Below are 24,639 nucleotides of genomic sequence, written 5' to 3' on the forward strand. Positions count from 1 at the left end.
TTCGAATGAAAAAGAAAATTGCAGAATATGAAGTTGGTGAACAAGTCGATATTTTCTTGTTAATTAAAACAGCGACAAAAGGTATCGCAAGCAATGGAAAGCCATTTTTAACAGTAATCTTACAAGATCCAAGTGGAGATATTGAAGCGAAGCTATGGGACGTATCACCAGAAGTTGAGAAACAATATGTAGCGGAAACAATCGTGAAAGTAGCTGGAGATATTTTAAACTACAAAGGCCGTATTCAATTACGTGTGAAACAAATTCGAGTTGCGAATGAAAATGAAGTAACAGATATCTCGGACTTCGTAGAAAAAGCACCAGTGAAAAAAGAAGATATGGTCGAGAAAATTACGCAATACATATTTGAAATGAGAAACCCGAACATTCAACGTCTAACAAGACATTTATTAAATAAGCATCAAAACGAATTTTTAGACTATCCAGCAGCGACTAAGAACCATCATGAGTTCGTATCTGGATTAGCGTATCACGTCGTATCGATGCTTGATTTAGCGAAAGCTATCTCAAATCTATACCCATCATTAGATAAAGACTTACTGTATGCAGGCGTTATTTTACATGACCTTGGTAAAGTAATCGAATTATCTGGCCCAATTTCTACAACGTATACGTTAGAAGGAAATTTACTAGGTCACATTTCGATTATGGTGAACGAAATTGGGAAAGCAGCAGATGAGCTGCAAATCGATGCAGAAGAAGTATTAATTCTTCAACACATCGTGCTTTCTCACCACGGAAAAGCAGAATGGGGTAGCCCAAAACCACCATTAGTAAAAGAAGCAGAAATTCTGCATTACATCGATAACTTAGATGCAAAAATGAACATGATGGACCGTGCATTAGGACGCACGAAACCAGGCGAATACACAGAACGTGTCTTTGCACTTGATAATCGTTCGTTCTATAAGCCGTCGTTTCATAATTAATAGTGTGAATAAAGTGGCCTCATTAAGTGTTAATATGCTTAGTGAGGCTGTTGTATAATGATAATAAAGTTATTGAATTTTGATTATTAAAAAGCTAAGAGCCTTACTACATTCTACGTAGCAAGGCTCTTTAAAGTTGTTTCAAATTACATCCATCTGTTCGTTCAAGTGTAACTATTCGTAATTATTTGATATTATACAGGTGAATAGAAAGATGAATTAAAATTTAGTTTCGTAGTTGTAAAAGGAGGTTATTTATATTATTCTCTTATAATTTTCCAAAAAGGAGAGTTTATGAAAAAGATTATTGTTTTTGTATTAACGATATTTATATTATTCTCAGGATTTGCAACACAAAGTTATGCGTTGTCAGATTCTCAATCTGCGGCAATACAAGCGTTGCTAGATGATGCCTGTCGTATATCAGGTGTGCCGGGAATGTCAATCTCAATACTTGCTGATGATGAAGTGTTCTACTTTTCTTCAGGGTATGCAGACCGTGAAAAGGGGTTGTCTGCAAGTGAAAATACACTCTATGAGTTAGCCTCGGTCAGTAAAGCTTTTACCGGTATGGGTATTATGCTATTGGAAGAGCAAGGGCTGCTTTCAATGACTGACCCTGTCCAAAAATATTTACCTTGGTTTACATTAAAGTATCAAGGGAAACTTGTTGATATGCAAAGTCTTACACTAAATAACTTTCTTCACCATACCAGTGGTCTAACAAATATTAGGCATCTTCAAAATATTCCACAAGGCAATACACCAGATATGTTGCAAAGGACTGTAGAAATGCTCGTGGATGCTGAATTGGCGTTCCCTCCCGGTGAACAGTATAACTATGGAACCGTTAATTATGACGTATTGGGTTTGGTTATTGAGATTGTGTCGCGACAAAGCTATGAAGACTTTATGAAGGAACAGGTATTTCAGCCGTTAGGTCTTCACCAGACGTATGTTTATAAAGAAGCTGCTCAAGCCACTGGACAGTTGGCACAGGGCTACCGTTCTTCATTTTTTATGACAACTCCATTTAAAGCTCCGGATTATGCTGGGAATAAACCCGCAGGCTACATCATTTCTAATACAAAAGATATGGCGCGTTGGATGGGCATACAGATGGGGATCGTGCAGGACATACCCGAAATATTTCACATGGTTATCGAAAAATCACATAGGGGTGATATGTCTGTTTCGGCTGTCAACGGTATGTATTATGCGGCAGGCTGGTCCGTAAACGCCGAACAAACGATTATAGAACACACTGGGGGCAATCCAAATTTCAGAACCGAAGTAGTCATACTGCCAAATGAACGAACAGCCGTCTCCTTGCTGAGCAACGGCGCAAATACCAATACAAACATGGTACTAAAAGTTAAAGATATATTAGAAGGCAATCTCACTCAGTCATATGAAATAAGCGGCACACAGCTTTTGGATATCATTTTGTCGTCTATCACAATTATTCTTTGCCTATTGGCCGTTTTGCTATTTCTCTTAGGATTACGCAGAAGGAGAACGAATGAGCGGCAGCCAATGACAAAAAAGAGAATAACCGTAACAGTTATTTTCCTGACTGCTACGATTGCCCTAGGTATACTGTGCTGTGCTTTCGATTGGTCAACAATACTTATGTGGCAAACATATAGTGTTCTTACAGCTTTGATTTCGTCAGCATTATTAACAGCAAGCATTACATGGTTTGTATACACTCACCGATAAAATACCTCGCTCCCAAGATAAGCATAATGTTAAGTAATTAAATTTTAATTTATCGGTATGCTTAATTTGAAAAAAAAGACACTTCGGTGTCTTTTTTAATATCATCGACAAAATTCCCAGCCAAACCTAATTACCATAGATTCCACGAACCTGCTCCGTTCGTGGAATAAGGATTTTTAAACAACTATATTATTTCTGCACAGCTGTTTTTATAGGAAGTACATAAGACTTTATAAAAAATATCTCGAATTTGAGATAAATCGCTTGCTTTTTAATCACTTGAGTTGTAAAGTGATAGTAACGAAAGCAATTGAGCCATATGAAAAACATACACTCAGTTGTTTTCGATTAAAAAACGAAGTAACTTATTTAGTAAAAACTAAGATGAATTTACAAAAACATAATGAGAATAAATTGAAAAGCTAAGAAGCATATTATTTTTTAGTTATCACTTGACTAGTAAAATGAAACGGAGGAATTATCAATGTATGAAATTAAAGGGCATCATCACATTTCAATGGTTACGAAAAATGCAAATGAAAATAATCACTTTTATAAAAATGTGCTTGGATTACGTCGTGTGAAAATGACAGTAAACCAAGATGATCCGTCAATGTACCATTTATTTTACGGAGATAAAACAGGAAGTCCGGGTACAGAGTTATCATTTTTTGAAATTCCATTAGTAGGAAGAACATATCGCGGTACAAATGCGATTACTCGAATTGGATTACTCGTTCCTTCAGAGGAAAGCTTACATTACTGGAAAGAACGATTTGAGAAATTTGATGTGAAACATAGTGAAATGACAACATATGCAAATCGTCCTGCTTTACAATTTGAGGATGTTGAAGGTCTTCGCTTAGTACTACTCGTTTCAAACGGGGAAAAAGTAGAGCACTGGGAAACTTGGGAGAAATCAGAAGTTCCTGCAAAGCATCAAATTCAAGGAATGGGTTCTGTAGAAATGACAGTTCGTAGACTTGATAAAATGGCGAGTACACTTACAGAGATGTTTGGTTATACAGAGGTTAGCCGCAGCGAAGAGGAAGCAATTTTTCAGTCCATTAAAGGAGAGGTTTTTGGAGAAATCGTTGTGAAATATTTAGATGGTCCTACTGAAAAGCCGGGCCGCGGTAGCATTCACCATTTAGCAATTCGTGTAAAGAACGATGCAGAGCTAGCTTATTGGGAAGAACAGGTAATAAAAAAAGGTTTCCATTCTTCTGGCATTATCGACCGTTTCTACTTTAAAAGCTTATATTTCCGTGAATCAAACGGAATCCTTTTTGAAATTGCGACAGATGGACCAGGATTTACAGTTGATGGAGATATGGAACACTTAGGAGAAAAACTTGATTTACCACCGTTCTTAGAAGATCAGCGTGCAGAGATTGAAGCGAATTTAGCATCTATTGAAGAGAAGTAATAGAAGAAAATATACAACTTTAACATATAAATGAAACCCATTGGAGGAATATAAAATGAACCAATTAAAAGGAATTCACCACGTTACAGCGATTACAAGTAGTGCAGAAAAGAATTATGAGTTTTTCACTCACGTTTTAGGAATGCGTTTAGTTAAAAAAACAGTAAACCAAGATGACATTCAAACGTATCATTTATTCTTTGCAGATGATAAAGGTAGTGCAGGAACAGATATGACATTCTTTGATTTCCCAGGTGTTCCGAAAGGAGTACACGGTACGAATGAAATTTCAAAAACTTCATTCCGAGTGCCAACTGATGCAGCGTTAGCATATTGGGTAAAACGTTTTGACCGTCTTGAAGTAGAACATACAGGAATTAAAGAGCAATTTGGTAAGAAAACTCTTTCTTTCGTTGACTTTGATGACCAACACTATCAATTAATCTCAGATGAACTTGATAAAGGGATCGAATCAGGTACACCATGGCAAAACGGACCAGTTCTATTAGAATATGCAATTACTGGTTTAGGGCCTGTATTCATCCGTATTGCAAACTTTAGTTTCTTCAAAGAAGTGTTAGAAAAAGTTTTATTATTTAAAGAGGTTGCGCAAGAAGGAGAATTCTATTTATTTGAAGTGAACAAAGGCGGAAACGGTGCATCTGTCATCGTAGAACATAATACGGTTCTTCCTGAAGCACAACAAGGTTTTGGTACAGTGCACCATGCTGCATTCTGCGTAGAAGATCGCGCTGTATTAGAAGAATGGATTGAGAGAATCAGTAGCGTTGGACTTCCTTCATCTGGTTATGTAGACCGTCATTTCTTTGAATCATTATATGCAAGAGTTGCACCACAAATTTTATTTGAATTTGCAACAGATGGCCCAGGATTTATGGGAGATGAGCCATACGAAACACTTGGCGAAAAATTATCTTTACCTCCATTCCTAGAGCCAAAACGTGAAGAAATTGAAAAATTAGTTCGTCCAATTGATACAGTAAGAAGCACGAAGGAATTTATTAAAGAGTAAAAATAGAGCAAGTAGTTTTAGCGGAGTGCTGGAACTGCTTGCTTTTTTATTTATTCTAGTAAGTTTTCTGACAATTGTTTCTCAAGTTGTTAAAAAGGAAAACTTTGGTATGATTAATTAAAATATAGAATTTTCTAATAATTATTTTTCAATACATAGAAAAGGAGTGGTAATATAAAATTTTGATAATTGTATAAAAATCCTAATTTTGTATTTTTGGAGAAAAGGGGATGCGAGTGTATGGGAGCAGATGTAGTAACACGGGAGCAAATGAAACATTCTTTAGATGATTGGTATCGTGTAATGTTGCAGCAAAATATAGAGAAAGCTATGGAAATGAAAGAGGCGATTGAAAGTAAGATTAGTGGGTTGGATGTGGATCAGGATGTATTGCTTTATCATGCGTTGTTGAATTTTAGATATGATGCATTAGTGGATTGGATTGGGGTTAGAGAAGATAGTTTTGATAAAGTGGAATCTTTTGAAATCCCAGCAGAAGGTGTTCTAGCTTATTACTATCACTTTTTTAAAGGGTTTCATTGCACATTAATTTCAAATTATAACGAAGCGAAAGAACAGTATGAGCAAGCTGAGAAGTTATTGAAATATATTGCAGATCCGATAGAACATGCGGAGTTTAATTATCGGATGGGGAATTTCTATTATCAAAAATATGACCAAGTTCATGCAATAGATTACTTGAATAGGGCAAAAGCAGCATTTTTACAATATCCAGGTTATGAAATAAAAGTAGGATTATGTGAAAATGCTTTTGGACTATGTTGTGTAGACATAGATCACTATGAATTAGCGGAAGAAAACTTTAATTCTGCTATGGAAGTATTGCAAAAAGCAGATCAAAAAAAATATATGCTAATGGTTCGGCATAATTTAGCTTGGCTTTATGCTAGTCAAAATCTTTCAGAATTAGCAATTCGTCATATATCTGAGGTGACCAAAAACTACCCAGAACACTTTAAAGCCTTATTTGTAGAAGCGCGTGAACATTACAAATTAGGACAATATAATTTAGCGAATCCAATCGTTGAAAAAGGTTTAAATATTTGTGTTGATTTAGGAGAAAAAGAATTTCAACATCGGTTTAAAATTTTGAAAGAACTCAATGGAAAATCTTCAGTATCAATTATTGAAGATGTAATTTTAGAAGGACTTTCTTATTTTGAGAGAGAAAGATTATGGGATTGTATTCAAGAATACACTGAAATTTTAGCACTGAAATTTTATGAATTTGATGATCATGTTAAGGCAAGTAAATATTTTTATATGAATAATAAGGCTCAAAAAAATATATTGGAAAAGGGAGCGTTAAAATAATGAAGAAATTTCGTTTGGCTATTGTTGGGACTGCATTAGTAGGGGTATTATCAATTGGGTTCAATAGTTCTTTTACAAATCAAGCTGTAAATATTGGTGACACAGGAGGGGCACCAGCAAGACCAGACTACGTTAATATTGGTGACACAGGAGGAGCACCAGCAAGACCAGACTACGTTAACATTGGCGACACAGGAGGAGCACCAGCAAGACCAGACTACGTTAACATTGGCGACACGGGCGGAGCACCAGCAGATAATAAAGGCGATGGTGGAGCACCAGCCAACTTCAATAAAGGTGACGGTGGCGGTATTAGCAAGCAAGACTCACACGCTGATCATTTTTAAATTAAATAATAACAAAGAAAGGGATCTCACAACGAGGTCCTTTTCTTTGTTATTAGGCCATGTAGAGAAAAGAATTGACTTACTTTAAATATGTAACTATAATAGTTACAGAATAACCATTAGTAATAGAAGTGAGTTATATTTTTTTAGTATAATTGTAACTGTTTTAGTTACAATTAAAAAGAGAACATAAAATAACCAAAAAATGTAAAAACTTTTAAATAGCAACAAGAGAAAGGAGACGGGAACTTTGAAAAGGTTTAAGTTTTATATGATTAGCGGTATTGTGCTCGTTTTGTTAATTGTTTGTAATTTCGTCGATAAGCCGATTGCGAAGGTTGGAGAAGTGAAAGATACTGTTATGATGAAGCTGCATACGAAAGAGAGTATGGCGCAAATTGATGGGCAGATAATTTATTTTAAGCAAATTGGAGAGGGGAAGCCGCCTTTACTTATGCTTCATGGGTTTGGTGGTTCATCTGATGGGTTTAGTGATATTTATCCGGAACTTGTAAAGGATCACACGATTATAGCGGTTGATATTTTAGGATTTGGGCGTTCTTCTAAGCCAGTTGATTTTCAGTATTCGTTTCCTGCGCAAGTGAATTTATATTATAAGTTAATGAAGAAGCTCGGATACGATCAGTTTGCGGTGCTCGGTCATTCGATGGGCGGAGAGATGTCCCTTAATTTAGCGTATTTATATCCGGATGCAGTGACGCATCTCATCTTGGCGGATGCTACAGGGATAGAGTCTTTCCAGCAAAAAGACAGTTATGAAGTGCCGCCGCTATCGACGGACTTACAAACTGTAACTGAGATTACGAAGTATAATAAAAATGAAGTGAAAAATAGTCGTGATGATAAAGAGCATTATGATCAGCTTACGAAAATGAGAGAGCGCCGCATTGCGATGGAAGCTGATAAAATTAAGGTGCCAACTCTAATTATATGGGGACGACATGATAAGAGTGTTTCTTGGGAAAATGGTGAACTGTATCATGGGCTATTTGCAAATAGTACGTTTCATATTATTGAAAAAGGATACCACGCACCGTTTCGTCAGGAACCAATCGAGTTTATGGAATATGTACAAGCGTTTTTCGCGAAGCATCCACAATAAAAATTTTAAGCATAAATCCACTTCTTTCCTCATAAAGTGAAACTAATAAGGCTTGTCTAAGGAAAGGAATGAAGTGATTTGGAAACTTTACCATGGTGGGTGTATCTTGTAATTGTCGGGATTGTACTAAGTGGCTACATGGTTTTATATACTTCGAAAAAAGAGCAAGATATGGATAATGAGTTTATTGAAAAAGAAGGCGAAGTATATATGAAGCGCTTAGAAGAAGAACGCGAGAAACGTAATCAGGATAGTGATAAAGATTCGGTATTGCTTTAATAAAAATTTTGAAAGGCTACCACCTAGTAGGATTTTACATCTAGGTGGTAGCTTTTTTTCTTCTGCGGGAGCAGTATATGTTCATCAAGCTAAGGTTATATTAGTTTAATTTTACATGTATAAGAGAGTCATCATAAACTTTTATTGATGGTATTTATATATATTTTTACTCATAAGAATGGAACTAGTGGGGATTTTACTGGGGGGGGATTAACAATGCATAGGGATGAAACTTCATTACATCCTGATACAGGTGTTACATCTGTAATGTTTGTTGAGCGTTCATTAAATGAAATTCGTTTTTGGTCTAGAATCATGAAAGAGCATTCTCTTTTTCTTCGCTTAGGGTTTAGATGCGAGGATACGCAATTAATCGAAGAGGCGAATCAATTTTATCGATTGTTTGAACATATTGAACAAATAGCGCATTCCTATACAAATGAAACAGATCCTGAGCAAATAAAAAGATTTAATGCAGAAGTACAACAAGCCGCAACTAATATTTGGGGATTTAAACGAAAAATTTTAGGATTAATTCTCACATGTAAATTGCCAGGACAAAATAACTTTCCACTTTTAGTTGACCATACAAGTAGGGAAGCTGATTATTTTAGAAAACGTTTAATACAATTAAATGAAGGTAAATTAGATGCGCTTCCTGATGCTATTATTAAAGAAAATGTTTTCTTTTTACGGATTATGGCAGACCATGCTAAATTTATTGGTCATCTTCTTGATCCATCGGAAAGAAAGCTTGTAGATACAGCACGAAATTTTAGCAATGATTTTGATGAATTGATGTATCAAGCAATTGACTTAGAATCTATGAAACCACAATCCCAAACAGCTCCTCTTTTAGATCAATTTTTAGATCAAAATCGCGTGTCGGTTGCATCTCTTCGGGATTTTAAGAAAACAGCACGTGATTTAATTGAGCAATGTAAAATAAAGAGTATCATTCATCCATTATTAGCAGACCATGTTTTCCGTGAAGCTGATAGATTTCTTGAAATCATTGATATGTATGATGTTCACCTTACAAATATTCAATCACAACCTAGATATTAGAAGATAAGGAAAGATACTATTTTTCCTTAGGCTGAGAAGTTAACAATTTATTGTTAGCTTCTTTTCTTTGTGATTAAAATTTTCTTTTAAGGACTACATAAATCCCTTTGACCAAATATGTAATTCTTTGTAAAATGTTATATATGGAAATATTATGAATATGCAGGAAATCTATGGATAATAGATTTTAATAAATTATTCAAGGGAAATTTATTAGTTAAGTATATTAACTTGTTTGCACTACATTTTACAAATAAAGGGGTATTAGTAATCATGAAAGCAAAGAAATTAGTAAGTTTAGCGCTACCAGTTATGTTATTGAGTGGTTGTATTACAATTGAAACTGATGGTAAGAAAGCTGAACCAAAGAAAGAAGAAACGCAAAAGGTAGAGAAAGAGAATAAGACTTCTGAAAAAGAGAGTAAGTCAACTGATAGCAAGAAAGAGGATAGCTTATCTGTAGCGAAAGGTGAAGGTACAAATAGTAGCTCATCAAGTAGTCAACCAAGTTCTTCTTCAAATAATTCAACTTCTTCTAGTTCTTCAACTGGTAAGGTAACTGGTTCAGATGTTGAAAGGTACAAGGCAGATATCATAAATAGTGCTACTCAAATTGAAGATACAATGAAATTAATTGAAGGAATAGCAGATTCAGACGTAAAATCATACAAACAAAAGAAAAGTGAAGTACAACTGAGTTTAGGTGGAGCAAAGGCAACTGCAACGAAACTGAAGAATCTACAAGCGCCTCCTGAGTTACAGGGAGAACAGGCGAAGATAAAGCAGTCGATGGAACTATATGCGGATTGTTTTCAACTTCTATTTGATGCATTAGATCAAGAAGACGAAAGTAAAATGCATCAATCACTAAGTAAAGCACAAGAAGGTTCGAAACTGTTTGAAGAGGCAGCGAAGAGTATCGGTAGTAAAACCAACTAAGAATAAATTATTTTAAGGGGTACTTGTGGGTGCAGTTGGTGCAAGTGAAGAGTTAGGAATTAGTTATGGAAACACATTACAAATTTATCAAATGGACGATAATGTTCGTATTCGATATATAAAACAATAAATAATTGGTGAAAAACTCTGTAATAAATTTTACAGGGTTTTTTGTTAGTTCTAGTTTATTTTTTTGTCTTCCTAAGCGCTAAGCATACTAGTATAAGTTGAGAAATGAACAAAACGATAATGATAGGCAAACCTTTCTCACGATGTAACTGTAACCATCTAAAGCCCAATTCATACACTATGATGGAGGCTTTTTACTTACTAATCGGATGAAAAAGGAGTGTAATCATGAAGAAATGTACTGTTAATGAAGCGGGAGGGAATGTGCCACAACCAATCCGCAGCGACGGAGCAGGTGCGATTGATTCTGGACCTCGTAATGTTATGCGGGATATTCAAAATCCGAATATGCTTGTTCCGCCTATAACGGATGCAGGGTTAGTTCCTAACTTGAAGTTTTCATTCTCGGACACTTCTATGATTTTGAAACAAGGCGGGTGGTCTCGGGAGATTACTGCTCGGGAACTACCGGTTTCGACGACGATTGCGGGAGTGAATATGAGTTTAACGGCCGGTGGAGTACGAGAACTACATTGGCATAAAGAGGCAGAATGGGCGTATATGCTTTTAGGACGGGCGCGCATAACGGCTGTTGATCAAAATGGGCGTAATTTTATTGCTGATGTTGGGCCAGGTGATCTTTGGTATTTTCCTCCTGGTATTCCGCATTCCATTCAAGGATTGGAACATTGTGAATTTCTACTCGTTTTCGATGATGGGCATTTTTCTGATTTATCTACTTTAGCTATTTCTGATTGGTTTGCGCATACGCCAAAAGAAGTGTTGTCGGCTAATTTCGGAGTACCTGAGAGTGCTTTTCGTTCTATTCCTTCAGATCAAGTTTATATTTATCAAGGAGAGGTGCCAGGTTCGCTTGAAAGTCAGGAAATTCAATCACCTAAAGGAGAAGTTCCTTTAACATTTAAACATGAATTGTTAAAACAAAAGCCGATTAAGACTCCTGGTGGTAGCGTTCGAATTGTAGATTCTACAAATTTTCCTATTTCCAAAACAATCGCAGCAGCGCTCGTTGAGGTTGAGCCTGGCGGAATGAGAGAACTTCATTGGCACCCGAATAATGATGAATGGCAATATTATTTGACAGGGGAAGCGAGAATGACTGTGTTTCTTGGAAATGGTACCGCTCGTACATTTGATTATAGAGCTGGCGATGTCGGGTATGTACCGTTTGCGACGGGGCATTATATTCAAAATACAGGTACCGAAACATTATGGTTTTTAGAGATGTTCAGAAGCAATCGTTTTGAAGATGTATCGTTAAATCAATGGATGGCACTGACTCCTAAAGAAATAGTGGAGAGTAATATACATGTTGGCCCGCAAGTAATGGATTCCCTGCGTAAGGAGAAGTGGCCTGTTGTGAAATATCCGGGGTTTTCATATAGTCCGAAAAGTGATGAGTAAAAATGAAAATTTGCGTTATTCTTTCTGGAGACTGATAAGAAGGGATGGCGCATTTTTTATGCCTAATCTAGTCTTTATCCCGCTATTTGCCGGGTAGTAAGACCCCCACCTCAAAATTCAGCTGAAGTAAAGAAGTTAGGTGGGGGGGCGGGCTGTCCGTAAAAGTCCGATTGGTGAGGGCTGATTAAAGTTTCACTTTATTAGTATCCATTCTTTGTATTATTGTTCGGGAAATTATTATTGGAGCATAGTATAGGGAAGAAACATATAAAATAGCGCCATTATAAGCTGTAACGCATAAGTTGCGCAGGAAATGCAACGATAACTCGCTTTACTCTTCATCATTTATTTGAACATAATGGGCATAGAGAGGTGATAAACACAGTATGATTTTTAGTGAGCGTTTAAAAGAAGAAAGGGAAAAAAGAAATTGGTCGCAAAATGATTTGGCTGAAAAACTTCATGTGAGCAGGCAATCTGTTTCGAAATGGGAGACGGAAAAGAACTATCCGAGCATTGAAATTATTATTCATTTAAGTGACCTGTTCGGTATTACAATTGATGAACTGCTAAGGAGTGATGAAGAATTGACGCAGAAAGTAATTGAAGATAGTAAGCAATTGGCATATCCAAAATGGAAGGTGTTTTTTGATAGTCTATTTATAATAGGAGTATTTTTGTTTATTGCAAAAATCGTTGTATGGATGCTAAACAAATTTGCTGGAGCAAGTATTACAATTGTAGCAGATGCGCCATATGTAATGAATCTTTTGCCCCTTGTATTCATGATTATAGGTGGTATAGGTTCTGATAAGTTGAAGAAAATATATAAATAGAGGAAAGATTTGAAAGAAATCCCCTACACTAGCTGTTCTTTTCACTTAAATTGTGTACTATAAAGGATAGGATGACATAAAGAAGGGGATATAGAGAATGGAATTTCATGAACAGAAAATTTTGCCGGCAGTGAGGCAAATTAAAGATTTGGAAAAGCTATTACATAGTTCGTATGAATATATCGTTATTTTAGATATTCATGTCGGCCAATTGAAGAGTGTTATCTCGCTTGCGAAGCAATATTGTAAAAAGGTGTTTTTACATGTGGATTTAATTCATGGTTTGCAGAGTGATGGGCATGCGACAGAATATTTATGTCAGGAGTTTAGACCGTACGGGTTACTTTCAACAAAGGCGAGCGTTATTATGAAGGCGAAGCAAAAAGGTGTTGTGGCAATACAACGCATCTTTTTAATCGATTCGAGTGCGATGGAGAAGAGCTGCAATCTTTTAGATAAGACGAAACCGGATTATATTGAGGTACTTCCTGGAGCATTAACGGACGTTATCGCTGAAGTGAAAGAGCGTACTGGTGTACCGATTTTAGCGGGTGGTTTTATTCGTACTGTAGAAGATGTGGAAAGAGCTTTAAACGCTGGTGCGACAGCAATTACGACATCAAAACGCGAACTATGGAAACATTACCAAAAAAAGTGACGAAAATGTGAATTTTTTCGTTGACACCGCTTTCATTTACGGTTAACATTATAGACAAGTTAATAAACGTGACGGAGAAAAGTAGAGATCCACATTTCATTGTTTCTATATAAATTTATATAGAAGCGTGCAAGCTGTGGGTCTTTTTCTTTTGACAAAAACGAATGGCCATTCATTTTACCTCTATCACATTTGGAAGCGTTTAAATTGATTGTGGAGGGATACTATGTCAGCATTTTTAGGAGAGTTAATAGGGACTGCGTTGTTAATCGTACTTGGTGGCGGCGTTTGTGCTGGTGTAAGTTTAAAGAAGTCGTTTGCGAAAGATTCTGGTTGGATTGTAATTACAATGGGCTGGGGCTTAGCGGTAGCGGTTGCAGCATATGCGGTTGGATCAATTAGTGGGGCACATTTGAATCCAGCTTTAACAATAGGATTAGCATTTAAGGGAGCGTTCCCATGGAGTGACGTACCAGGTTATATCGCAGCACAAATGATTGGGGCAATTATCGGGGCAGTTATCGTATATTTACATTACTTACCACACTGGAAAGAAACAGAAGATCCAGGAACAAAGTTAGGTGTATTTGCAACAGGTCCAGCAATTCCGAACACATTTGCAAACCTTTTAAGTGAAATGATTGGAACATTCGTTTTAGTATTTGGTATATTAGCAATTGGTGCAAATAAATTTGCAGATGGATTAAATCCATTCATCGTAGGTTTCTTAATTGTAAGTATTGGTTTATCATTAGGTGGGACAACAGGATACGCAATTAACCCAGCACGTGATTTAGGTCCGCGTATCGCACACTTCTTCCTTCCGATTGCAGGAAAAGGCGGTTCAAACTGGAAGTATGCATGGATTCCAGTAGTTGGTCCAATTTTAGGTGGATCACTTGCAGGTTTATTCCATCAAGTTGTATTTGAAGGAAAACAAAATTCAGCACTTATTTATGTGATTATCGCAACTGTGATTGTACTAGCAATCTCTTATATGACAAGTAAAAAAAGCGGAAGCAATACAAATAGTAGAAAAGTAGCATAAGGGGGAAACCGATATGAAAAAATATATTCTTTCATTAGACCAAGGAACAACAAGCTCACGCGCAATTCTTTTCAATAAAAAAGGTGAAATTGTTCATTCAGCTCAAAAAGAGTTTACACAACATTTTCCAAAGCCGGGCTGGGTAGAGCATAATGCACAAGAAATTTGGGGATCTATTTTAGCAGTTATCGCAACTTGCTTAAGTGAAGCAGATGTAAAACCAGAACAAATCGCTGGTATCGGTATTACGAACCAACGTGAAACAACGGTTGTCTGGGATAAAACGACTAGTAAACCAATTTACAACGCAATCGTATGGCAATCTCGCCAAACAGCTGAAATTTGTGATGAGTTAAAAGAAAAAGGTTATAGCGAAATGGTTCGCGAAAAAACAGGTCTTTTAATTGATGCATACTTCTCTGGTACGAAAGTAAAATGGATTTTAGATAACGTTGAAGGTGCAAGAGAGAAAGCAGAAAACGGCGATCTATTATTCGGAACAATTGATTCGTGGCTTGTATGGAAACTATCTGGTGGTAAAGCACACGTAACAGATTACTCAAACGCATCACGTACGTTAATGTTTAACATTCACGACTTACAGTGGGATGATGAGCTTCTAGAAATGTTAACAGTACCAAAGAGCATGCTTCCAGAAGTGCGTCCATCATCTGAAATTTACGGAGAAACAATTGATTATCACTTCTTCGGCCAAAATGTACCGATTGCAGGTGTAGCTGGTGACCAACAAGCAGCATTATTTGGACAAGCTTGTTTCGGTGAAGGTATGGCGAAAAATACTTACGGAACTGGTTGTTTCATGTTAATGAACACTGGTGAAAAAGCAGTAGCTTCTGAGCACGGCCTATTAACAACAATTGCATGGGGAATAGATGGTAAAGTAAACTACGCATTAGAAGGAAGTATTTTCGTAGCAGGTTCTGCAATTCAATGGTTACGTGACGGAATGCGCATGTTTAAAGATGCAAGTGAGAGTGAAGTGTACGCAAATCGCGTTGAATCAACTGACGGTGTATACGTTGTACCAGCATTCGTTGGACTAGGAACACCTTATTGGGATAGTGAAGTACGCGGCGCTATGTTTGGTGTAACACGCGGTACGACGAAAGAGCATTTCATTCGTGCAACGCTAGAATCTTTAGCTTACCAAACGAAAGATGTATTATGCGCAATGGAAGCAGATTCAGGTATTGAACTGAAAACATTACGCGTTGATGGCGGAGCGGTTAAAAATAACTTCTTAATGAAGTTCCAAAGTGATATTTTAGATGTTCCTGTAGAGCGTCCAGTGATCAACGAAACAACGGCTCTAGGTGCAGCATACTTAGCTGGTCTTGCAGTTGGATATTGGAAAAACCAAGATGAAATTAAAGAACAGTGGCATATGGACAAACGCTTTGAGCCAACGATGGAAGCGAAAACAAGCGAAGAGCTATATGCTGGATGGAAAAAAGCAATTGAAGCAACAAAAGCTTTCAAATAATCATAAACAGTGTTATAATGGTGACAAGTTAATAATTCGGTAGGAGATTTGGAGAGACCACAACGCGCTATAGAGGCGAAATCTATAGCGGAGTTTGTGGTCTCTTTTTTCGTTATCAAAGGGAGGAATTACCATGAAATTTTCAAGTAAACAACGTAAAGACGTATTAAACGGAGTAAATAAACAAGAGTTAGATGTGATCGTAATTGGTGGAGGTATTACTGGTTCTGGTATTGCATTAGATGGAGCAACACGCGGGTTATCAACAATTGTGTTTGAAATGCAGGACTTTGCAGCAGGTACATCAAGTCGTTCAACGAAGCTTGTACACGGTGGTCTACGTTATTTAAAACAACTTGAAGTGAAAATGGTAGCAGAGGTGGGTAAAGAGCGTGCGATCGTATATGAGAACGGTCCCCATGTAACAACACCAGAGTGGATGTTACTTCCGTTCCATACAGGCGGTACGTTCGGATCATTTAGTACATCAATTGGTCTTCGTGTATACGACTTCTTAGCAGGTGTAAAACGAAGCGAGCGCAGAAAGATGTTTAACCGTGAAGAAACATTAAACAAAGAGCCTCTTGTAAAAAAAGAAGGATTAAAAGGCGGCGGTTACTACGTAGAATATCGTACAGATGATGCGCGTCTTACAATTGAAGTAATGAAAGAAGCAATTGAGCACGGCGCAAAAGCTGTTAACTACGCAAAAGTAGACAGTTTCTTATATAAAGATGGAAAAGTATGCGGTGTACGTGTAATCGATTTACTAGACGGTGAAGTATATGAAGTGTACGGTAAGAAAATTGTAAACGCAGCTGGCCCTTGGGTAGATACACTTCGTGAAAAAGATAACTCGAAAAAAGGAAAAGTACTTCAGTTATCAAAAGGTGTTCACTTAGTAATTGACCAAAAACGTTTCCCATTAGGTCAAGCAATTTACTTCGATACACCAGATAAACGTATGGTGTTCGCGATTCCTCGCGGCGGAAAAACTTATGTAGGTACAACAGATACGTTCTACGATAAAGACGCAGCTGTACCACAAATGACAACAGAAGATCGCACATACATCATTAATGCGATTAACTACATGTTCCCAAGCGTGAAAATTACAGAGAAAGACATTGAATCAAGCTGGGCTGGTGTACGTCCGTTAATTTATGAAGAAGGTAAGAGTGCATCTGAAATTTCTCGTAAAGATGAAATTTGGACTTCTGAATCTGGTTTAATTACAATCGCAGGTGGTAAATTAACAGGATACCGCAAAATGGCTGAAATGGTAGTAGACTACGTAACGAACTTACTACAAAAAGAAGGTCATAGCGCATATCCGAAGAGCGACACGAAACATATGCCAATCTCTGGTGGACATGTAGATGGTTCACACGGATTCCCAGCATTCGTTGCGAAAAAAGCTGGCGAAGGTACGAAATATGGTTTAACAACAGCACAAGCAGAAGAATTTGCGAAATTCTACGGTTCTAACGTTGACGTACTATTTGACTTAGCGAAAAAACATAAAGACGAAGCGAAAGAATACAACATGCCGCTAGACGTTCTAATCCCGCTTGTATACGCAATGGATTACGAAATGACAGCAAAACCAGTTGACTTCTTCGTACGCCGTAGAGGCGCTGTATTCTTCAACATCCACTGGGTATACGAGTGGAAAGAAGCAGTAATCAACTACATGGCTGCGAAACTAGGCTGGAGCAAAGAAGAACAAATGAAATATACAGCTGAACTAGAAAAAGCATTAACAGACGCTGTAATTCCTGTAGATCAACAAGAACAGGCAGCTGCGTTAGCATAAAATAGAGAACCACCTGAAGGGGAGCCTTTAGGTGTTTTTTTTTATGGGATATTCTTCTAACTATATTGCATAACGACATATGTTGTTATACGATGTATATAAGGTGGTGGTATTGTTGGACAAAGAAATCTTGAAGGGAAGTATAGATATTTTATTACTTTCTATCATTGCAAAACGTGATACATATGGATATGAAATAGCTCAAAGTTTAAAGGATGCAAGTGAAGATTTGTATAGTATGGGGCAGGGAACTTTATATCCTGCTTTAAAGAGATTAGAGAAAAAGGAGTTTCTTGAATCTTATTGGAATGAATCTGAGAATGGGATGAAAAGGAAATTCTATACTATTACAGATAAAGGGAAAAAAGAATTGCAGAAGAAAGTGAACTCTTGGGAGAGTGTAACAGCATTAATTCAAGCTTGTCAGAAAGGAGTTATTTATGAGTGAATTTGATGAGTATATTAAGTCTATTTTAGCCTATTCAGAACTTAGTGATATTGAACAGGATGAGTTATTTCTAGAAATGTATGATCACTTGAACAGCTTGAAAGAAGAATATATGGAACAAGGTATGAATGAAAAAGCAGCGATTTATAAAGCGATTCAAAGTTTTGGAGAATCAAAAGTTATTGGCGTAGAGATTAATAAATCGGTATACGAAGTTCCTAGGTCATTAAAGGTATTATCAAAAATTTTATGTATTCCTTATATAATCATTTGTTTTATTGTCTTTTTAGGAACGTTTATTTCAACTTCTACATTTGACTCTGTTCGCAGTTTGACAGGTGGGACTGTCTATCATCCCATTGAATTTTGGCAGCAATTTTTACATATATCTGATTTAGAAACGTTATTACAACTTTTTGGAATAACACTTTGGCAAGTTGAAGATTTTATTGCACATCCAGGTCCTTGGGGAAACTCAACTTATTGGCTAAGTGTTTTACAACATATAATATTAGTAGTTCCATTTGGATTTTTCGTTCCAGTGCTTATTAATAAAGTGACTAACTACAAGAAAGCTCGTAAGTGGTATGTTATGACCTTTCTTGTTTGGGAGATATTACATTTACTAACTTTGTCTGATGTTTTTGATGTGTGGCGGATTGCTATAAATATGCTCGGTGCGTCGGTAGGATATCTTTTATTTATAAGCATGATACAAATAGATAATAAATTTAGGATAATGCGCAAGAAGATATTTGAAAATTAGCTTGCTATTCTGTAGTTTAAATTATACAAATTTAGTTTGATGGTAATAGAGTATTGCTGAAAACATAGGTGTTATATAGTGAGAGGATTTTTTATATTCGTAATAGGTGTTGTTCCTTGTTTACTCATACTGTTATGAAGCGGGTACATAATCCGTCTTTATTGGTGCTATAAATGATGAGAGCGGCACAGCTGAACTAGAAAAAGTCTAGATCAACAAGAACAGGCAGCTGCGTTAGCATAAAATAGAGAACCACCTGAAGGGGAGCCTTTAGGTGGTTTTCTCTCTTGACTAAAAATAAATAAAATGTGTTACAATAATGATAGAGTATGTAGTATGAATTTTGCATAAAATAAAGAGGACAGAAGCCTGAGAAACTTCTGCCTTGTGTAACCTAACTTGCTATTGTGGTGGTAGTAGGTGCGGTTATAAGACAATTACATTAACGTTTTAGCCGAGAACCGCCCTTACCCTTTCCACGAAGCAGGGTGGTTCTCGCTTTTTTGTATACAGAAATTAGCCACGGACCGACGTATCTTCTACCGATGACAACGCCAGCTCCGGTTAGGATACCATACACTAATTTAATTACAAACATCGCGATCATATTATCACCTCCCCCTTTTTTCAAAATGGAAGAGATGATTGCCACACCTACTAGTTATAGCTTATTAAGTTACGTATTCATTGTATTATGTTTTAAAATAGGGAACAAGACATATGGATGAAAAGCCCTAGTTTTAAATGGTGGTTGTGTAAATTGTGGTTTATCATGTATAACCTGTTTATGAGTTTCCTACAAGTTAAGGTTTTCATTCAATTGCGTTATGTATAGAAGTTTAAATCCTACACTTGTATGAAGAATGTATTGGTTTTGATATTATCGATCCATCTTTGTATGGCCATGATATATTAGATTCTTTAAATGAGCATTAGAAAGAAGGAGGACTCGATTAAATCGGTTCTCTTTTTAATTTAGCGATGAGGGGAATCTTGGCGATATAAAACTAAGACAAAATCCTTATTGTAAACTTAAAGAGCGCCTTGGGAGAGAGGCGCTCTTTAAGTGAATGTATTGTAACGACTATTCGGTTTATTATATGTAAGTAGCTGGAAAGTGTTTTATAAAAAACGTGATTGCCGTCCGTATTTTTTATAAATTTATAAAACTTTTTCATACAGTGCGTCGTCTAATATATGGGAAGGAGGAAATGATGTGGATGAATTAACGGTAGAAGCGTTTGAAATAGAAGATAAGGAACTCCTTATTGATGAAATCATGAACAAGTATGGACAAGAAGTCCTGCAGCTTGTGTATTCATATGTAAACAATAAAGAAATCGCTGAGGATGTAACGCAAGATATATTTGTGAAATGTTATAAGTCTCTTCATACATACAAAGGGAAGTCGAATGTGAAAACGTGGTTATGGAGAATTGCGATTAATCAATGTAAGGACTATATAAAAAGTTGGTATAACAAAAAGGTGATCGTGACAGAGGATGAATCTGCTTATATGGGGGTTCAAAATGATAGTGTCGAACAAACTGTTATGCAAAATGCGGAGGATCGTGAGCTCGCTTCTGCGGTAATGAATTTACCGATAAAATACCGAGAAGTCATTTATCTATTTTATTATGAAGAATTATCAATTAAAGAGATTGCTACTGTAATAGACGTGAAAGAAAACACGATAAAAACGAGACTGAAAAAAGCGAAGGAGCTTTTGAAGAAAGGATTGGAGGAATAATCAAATGGAAGATCGATTAAAAGGCTTGCGAAAATCAATGGAGAACACAACGTTTAAACATTTGAGTTTTTCTGATCAACACCAGAAGCAGGTGCGCGAAAAAATTAAGCAATCGTCCGAAAAGGAAGAAGATATCCTTTTAGCAGTGTTACAACTTCTTATGAATGAAAAAACAGGTTATGAATTGATGCAGTTACTACGGGGGAGAGGGATTCAAAAATTCGAAGGTGATGAAGGGTCTCTATACACTTTATTACATCGTCTAGAACAGAATCGCTTTATCCAATCTAACTGGGATCACGCAGGAGCTAAATATTATCAATTAAATGATAAAGGAAACAAGATGCTGCGAAAGGCAGAGAAGAATGCTACGAAGGTACAATTTATATTAAAAGGCTTAGTACAGGAGTGAGGCGAAATTGAATAAAAAAGGGGATCGTTTTGTAAGCGAAGTTACGAATCATATTAAATCAAAAGAAGCAAAGAGCTTTGTAGCAATTGAACTAGATTTTCACTTAAAACAGGCGAAGAACACGTGGATAGAAAAAGGTTTAAGTGAGGAAATTGCTGAAAATAAAGCTGTGGAACAGATGGGAAGTCCGAGTAAATTAGGGCGGGAACTTAACAAACTACATAAGCCAAAGGTGGATTGGTTCTTACTTATTTTATTGGTGGCTGCTATGGGGTTAGGGTTTTTGCCAATAATCGCTCTTGGGCATACGAACGATTTACTAATGAACAAAGTAATTTTTGTAATTCTCGGCATTGTAACAGCTATTGGGATGATGTTGCTTGATTACCGGAAGCTAGAAAGATTCGGGTGGCTGTTTTATACAATTGGAATACTTATCTTGTTAGCTATAAAATGTTTTCCGACTGGTTACGTGATTGGGGAAGCAATAATAAAAATTGGTCCCATCAAAATTGACTGTTTAATGACGATACCATTCTTTTTTCTAGCCTGGGCTTCATTTTTTAATAACAGTAGATTAAAGTTTATGCATCTTTTCATGCTGTACGTATTTTCTTTATATTTATTTTTAATTACATCCGTCCTAGTGCCAATTTTTATTTATATTACGATGGTTTTCGTTATGCTTTGGTGGAGTAAGCTAGGAAAGAAAACGGCATGGCTCATTACAATGTTACCGATTTGTTTCTTTATTATTAGGGATTTATTTTCCTGGTCTGCTGTAAAAGAATACCGGATAGCTAGAATTTTAGGAATGTTAAATCCAGAGCATGATCTATGGTATTTACGTTTAAAAGAGGCGATGTCTTCAGCAGGTTGGTTTGGTACATATGGAAATATAAAGTCTATCCGTGCTGCTCATACTGATTTTGTATTTGCAAGTTTGACTTACTATTATGGATATGTACTTGCGCTAGTTCTTGTCGTGATTCTTTCTCTTTTTGCAGTAAGAATAATGAACATAGCTTATAAAATAAATGATGGTTATGGTAAATTGCTTCTCGTTGGCGGAGTGACTCTTTTTGTAATCCATTTTATTTGTAACGTTGGCATGACCCTCGGGATATTACCACGTGTTTCTATATCATTACCATTTATTAGCTACGGATTGATACCAACTCTGTTTCATGCATTTATAATGGGAATTGTGTTAAGTGTATATCGACGTAAAGATATTCCTTTTAGAATGAGAAAAACACCTTGATAATCATCAAGGTGTTTTAGTTATTAGCTCAAAACTATACGAATCAGCCCCAAGCACAAAAGGACTAACCTCGCCAACGCTATAAAGTTGCAATTCATGCATCGCGCGCGTACAAGCAGTGTAGAACAATCTACGAACGCTCTCAGTGCTGTACACATCTTTAGAAGCATCGTAAATAATAACGGCATCAAATTCGATACCTTTCGCTAAGTAAGCAGGGATCACGACAATGCCTTGCTCATACTCGGCTGAGTTACTCTTCACGAGTTTAATATTATCGATATGATTAAGTGCTTCGTATGCAGCGGCGCTTTCAGCTGCGGATTTACATATAATTGCGATTGTATTGTGCTGCTCTTTTTGTAGTTCAGCAACTTTGGCAGTAATATGTTCGTGCAGTTCGCTCTCATTCGCTACTTTCGTCACTGTGGGTTTCTCGCCGTCACGTTCAAAGGCGTGAATGTTCTTGCCTTCCGGTACGAGAGCGCGTGTGAATTCAATAATCGGTTTTGTGGAGCGATAGCTACGAGTTAAGTTAATGCCGTTTGTTTCGTCTGGACCGTATAAATTTGTAAGTGTATCGAAATTAACTGTTTCACTCGCATGAGCAAATATCGCTTGGTTAAAGTCGCCGAGTACTGTCATTCTCGCGGCAGGGAAGAGACGTTTTAAAAACTCGAACTGAAACGGCGAATAATCTTGCGCTTCGTCTACGAGTACGTGTTTAATCGATCTGTTCGTTTGGAAGCCTTCAATTAACTCTTTTAAAAGTAAAAATGGAGTTGCGTCCTCGTAATATAGTTTTCCTTCATCGAGCATGTTTACTGTTAATGAGCAAATGTCATCCCACTCTTTCGGTTTTTCCCCAGTAACCCATGATGCATCTGTGAAGAGCTGTTTATATATGCCTGTGAAATTGATGAAACGTAAAGTTTGAACGCCTTTACGAAGTGGCTTCATTTTTTTACGGACAATCATACGTCCAAGTACTCTCGTTTCTTTTTCAAAATCATGGAAGGAGTTGTCGTCAAACTCGCCCTTTTTCTGTAAATATTTATAAGCCTTTTGGTATTCATCTTTACTAAGTAATTCAATTTCCTCTTCTACCCAATGTTTTTTCAGTTCTGTTTTTTCAATCTCATCTATTTGTTTATTTAGCCAATCTGTTAACTTTTCAATTCGATTATGGAAGCGGAGGGAGGAATCAGTATTGTAAAACTGCTCTGTAATTTCTTTAGCAGAGACAATTAACTTTCCTCTAAATTTCATTCCTCTAAATAGCATGCCTGAAGATTCAAGAGATTGTCTGTACGTTCTAATCATCTCGAAAAATTGAGTAGATGCTTTAAATCGAATGCTCGCATTTCTCGTTTTATAGATAGGGCTATTCGTTTCAGTTAACATATATTCTAATTGTTCATAAGGATCTTCAACGTCAAATGACTTACTTAGTCTATGGTTTAAATATTCTTGAAATGTCACTTGCTGCATATTTTCTTCACCAAGTTCAGGTAGTACGTTAGAAACGTAGCTATTAAACATAGAGTTAGGGGAGAAGAGAATAATTTGATCCGCTTTTAGCCATTCGCGATATTTATATAGTAAGTAGGCGATTCGTTGCAGGGCAGCTGACGTTTTACCACTACCAGCAGCTCCTTGCACGATAAGAAGTCGGCCTTCATCGTGACGGATAATTTCATTTTGCTCGCGCTGAATCGTAGCAACGATGCTTTGCATATGTTTGTTCGTGCCTTTTCCAAGCGCTTGTTGTAAGATTTCATCACCAATTGTAAGGCTCGTATCGAACATAGAATCAATCTCGCCATTTTGAATAATGTATTGTAATTTTTTCTCCACATTACCGTGGATTACGCCGCCTGGTGTACTGTATTCAGCAGGTCCTGGTGGATAATCATAGTACACACTCGAAATAGGTGCGCGCCAGTCATATATAAGGAAGTTTTCTCCGCTTGCATCAGTAAGTGTAGCGACGCCGATATAAATTTGATCCGCGGCAGATTCTCCTTCTTCTTTGAAATCAATTCGTCCGAAATAAGGTGCTTTATGCATGCGTCTTAATGCGGCAAGTCGATTATAGGTGTGCTTATGGGTAATTTGTGTAACAGCTAGTGACTGAGCTTGTTGTCTTAAGTTGATAACTGTTTCAAGATAATCATCGAAAGTATCAGTATTCACTTTCACGTCATCCCAAAAGTGTTTACGAATATTGATTACTTCTGCCCGGCGTCTGCCAGTTTCGTTTTCCAGTTTATCAATTTGCTCCGTAATTGTTTCAATTACGGTATCCAATCGTTTTTGCTCTAAATCAAGGTTTTTGTTCATACGGTAAGCACTCCT

Annotated in this window: 22 protein-coding genes; 21 read left to right on the forward strand and 1 reads right to left on the reverse strand. The window is 36.8% G+C overall.

The genetic code is table 11. The features are described from left to right. Nucleotides 1–5: 5 nt before the first annotated feature. The 21 genes from yhaM to BAQ53_RS05145 all read left to right on the forward strand — a co-directional run bounded on the left by yhaM (nucleotide 6) and on the right by BAQ53_RS05145 (nucleotide 22,281). A complete protein-coding gene (gene yhaM / locus BAQ53_RS05045) occupies nucleotides 6–950 on the forward strand; it encodes a 3'-5' exoribonuclease YhaM (RefSeq protein ID WP_000726638.1) in 945 nt (314 codons plus the stop codon). 294 nt (nucleotides 951–1,244) lie between these two features. After that, complete coding sequence (locus BAQ53_RS05050; RefSeq protein ID WP_000720968.1) at nucleotides 1,245–2,672, forward strand: serine hydrolase domain-containing protein; 1,428 nt, start codon at nucleotides 1,245–1,247, stop codon at nucleotides 2,670–2,672. 484 nt (nucleotides 2,673–3,156) lie between these two features. After that, nucleotides 3,157–4,101 carry a ring-cleaving dioxygenase gene (locus BAQ53_RS05055; RefSeq protein ID WP_208906558.1) on the forward strand — a complete coding sequence of 315 codons (945 nt, stop codon included), beginning with the start codon at nucleotides 3,157–3,159 and terminating at the stop codon, nucleotides 4,099–4,101. 55 nt (nucleotides 4,102–4,156) lie between these two features. Continuing rightward, entirely contained in the window at nucleotides 4,157–5,134 is a 978-nt protein-coding gene (locus BAQ53_RS05060; RefSeq protein WP_208906559.1) for a ring-cleaving dioxygenase, read from the forward strand. A gap of 240 nt (nucleotides 5,135–5,374) precedes the next feature. Next, nucleotides 5,375–6,469 (forward strand): response regulator aspartate phosphatase, encoded by a 1,095-nt coding sequence (locus tag BAQ53_RS05065; protein ID WP_000500578.1) that lies wholly within the window; start codon nucleotides 5,375–5,377, stop codon nucleotides 6,467–6,469. Next, nucleotides 6,469–6,816, forward strand: coding sequence for a Phr family secreted Rap phosphatase inhibitor (locus tag BAQ53_RS05070; protein WP_000714519.1), 348 nt, complete (start codon nucleotides 6,469–6,471; stop codon nucleotides 6,814–6,816). The genes BAQ53_RS05065 and BAQ53_RS05070 overlap by 1 nt, the downstream gene beginning before the upstream one ends. A gap of 250 nt (nucleotides 6,817–7,066) precedes the next feature. Then, the gene (locus BAQ53_RS05075) at nucleotides 7,067–7,939 is read left to right on the forward strand and encodes an alpha/beta fold hydrolase (protein WP_208906560.1); all 873 of its coding nucleotides are present in this window, start codon (nucleotides 7,067–7,069) and stop codon (nucleotides 7,937–7,939) included. A 78-nt stretch (nucleotides 7,940–8,017) separates the two neighbouring features. After that, nucleotides 8,018–8,218 carry a sporulation YhaL family protein gene (locus tag BAQ53_RS05080; RefSeq protein ID WP_000449223.1) on the forward strand — a complete coding sequence of 67 codons (201 nt, stop codon included), beginning with the start codon at nucleotides 8,018–8,020 and terminating at the stop codon, nucleotides 8,216–8,218. Nucleotides 8,219–8,434: 216 nt separating this feature from the next. Beyond that, entirely contained in the window at nucleotides 8,435–9,286 is an 852-nt protein-coding gene (locus BAQ53_RS05085) for a DUF2935 domain-containing protein (protein WP_000554486.1), read from the forward strand. Nucleotides 9,287–9,559: 273 nt separating this feature from the next. After that, nucleotides 9,560–10,225, forward strand: coding sequence for a DUF7018 domain-containing (lipo)protein (locus BAQ53_RS05090; RefSeq protein ID WP_000644835.1), 666 nt, complete (start codon nucleotides 9,560–9,562; stop codon nucleotides 10,223–10,225). Between the two features lie 357 nt (nucleotides 10,226–10,582). After that, nucleotides 10,583–11,779 carry an oxalate decarboxylase family bicupin gene (locus tag BAQ53_RS05095; RefSeq protein WP_000710667.1) on the forward strand — a complete coding sequence of 399 codons (1,197 nt, stop codon included), beginning with the start codon at nucleotides 10,583–10,585 and terminating at the stop codon, nucleotides 11,777–11,779. 386 nt (nucleotides 11,780–12,165) lie between these two features. Then, nucleotides 12,166–12,615 carry a helix-turn-helix domain-containing protein gene (locus tag BAQ53_RS05100; RefSeq protein WP_000577649.1) on the forward strand — a complete coding sequence of 150 codons (450 nt, stop codon included), beginning with the start codon at nucleotides 12,166–12,168 and terminating at the stop codon, nucleotides 12,613–12,615. A gap of 97 nt (nucleotides 12,616–12,712) precedes the next feature. Then, nucleotides 12,713–13,273: a glycerol uptake operon antiterminator GlpP gene (gene glpP / locus BAQ53_RS05105; protein ID WP_000394285.1), complete on the forward strand. Its 561-nt coding sequence runs from the start codon at nucleotides 12,713–12,715 to the stop codon at nucleotides 13,271–13,273. 226 nt (nucleotides 13,274–13,499) lie between these two features. After that, entirely contained in the window at nucleotides 13,500–14,321 is an 822-nt protein-coding gene (gene glpF / locus BAQ53_RS05110) for a glycerol uptake facilitator protein GlpF (protein WP_001272195.1), read from the forward strand. A 13-nt stretch (nucleotides 14,322–14,334) separates the two neighbouring features. Then, the gene (gene glpK / locus BAQ53_RS05115; protein ID WP_000760009.1) at nucleotides 14,335–15,825 is read left to right on the forward strand and encodes a glycerol kinase GlpK; all 1,491 of its coding nucleotides are present in this window, start codon (nucleotides 14,335–14,337) and stop codon (nucleotides 15,823–15,825) included. Nucleotides 15,826–15,958: 133 nt separating this feature from the next. Further along, nucleotides 15,959–17,641: an aerobic glycerol-3-phosphate dehydrogenase gene (gene glpD / locus BAQ53_RS05120; RefSeq protein ID WP_000672831.1), complete on the forward strand. Its 1,683-nt coding sequence runs from the start codon at nucleotides 15,959–15,961 to the stop codon at nucleotides 17,639–17,641. Nucleotides 17,642–17,756: 115 nt separating this feature from the next. Further along, nucleotides 17,757–18,089, forward strand: coding sequence for a PadR family transcriptional regulator (locus BAQ53_RS05125; protein ID WP_000356630.1), 333 nt, complete (start codon nucleotides 17,757–17,759; stop codon nucleotides 18,087–18,089). Then, nucleotides 18,082–18,855, forward strand: coding sequence for a VanZ family protein (locus BAQ53_RS05130; RefSeq protein ID WP_001288371.1), 774 nt, complete (start codon nucleotides 18,082–18,084; stop codon nucleotides 18,853–18,855). Before BAQ53_RS05125 ends, BAQ53_RS05130 begins: the two co-directional genes overlap by 8 nt. A gap of 1,216 nt (nucleotides 18,856–20,071) precedes the next feature. Then, complete coding sequence (locus BAQ53_RS05135) at nucleotides 20,072–20,605, forward strand: sigma-70 family RNA polymerase sigma factor (RefSeq protein WP_208906561.1); 534 nt, start codon at nucleotides 20,072–20,074, stop codon at nucleotides 20,603–20,605. A 4-nt stretch (nucleotides 20,606–20,609) separates the two neighbouring features. Further along, on the forward strand, nucleotides 20,610–21,017 hold the full coding sequence (locus BAQ53_RS05140; RefSeq protein WP_000390148.1) for a PadR family transcriptional regulator: 408 nt from the start codon (nucleotides 20,610–20,612) through the stop codon (nucleotides 21,015–21,017). A 7-nt stretch (nucleotides 21,018–21,024) separates the two neighbouring features. Next, nucleotides 21,025–22,281, forward strand: coding sequence for an FtsW/RodA/SpoVE family cell cycle protein (locus tag BAQ53_RS05145; RefSeq protein ID WP_208906562.1), 1,257 nt, complete (start codon nucleotides 21,025–21,027; stop codon nucleotides 22,279–22,281). 6 nt (nucleotides 22,282–22,287) lie between these two features. Here the strand turns inward: BAQ53_RS05145 and helD are convergent, their stop codons facing one another. Next, on the reverse strand, nucleotides 22,288–24,624 hold the full coding sequence (gene helD / locus BAQ53_RS05150) for an RNA polymerase recycling motor HelD (RefSeq protein ID WP_208906563.1): 2,337 nt from the start codon (nucleotides 24,622–24,624) through the stop codon (nucleotides 22,288–22,290). Nucleotides 24,625–24,639: the final 15 nt, after the last annotated feature.

This window comes from Bacillus sp. B25(2016b) (assembly GCF_001679765.1).
Lineage (GTDB): Bacteria > Bacillota > Bacilli > Bacillales > Bacillaceae_G > Bacillus_A > Bacillus_A thuringiensis_K.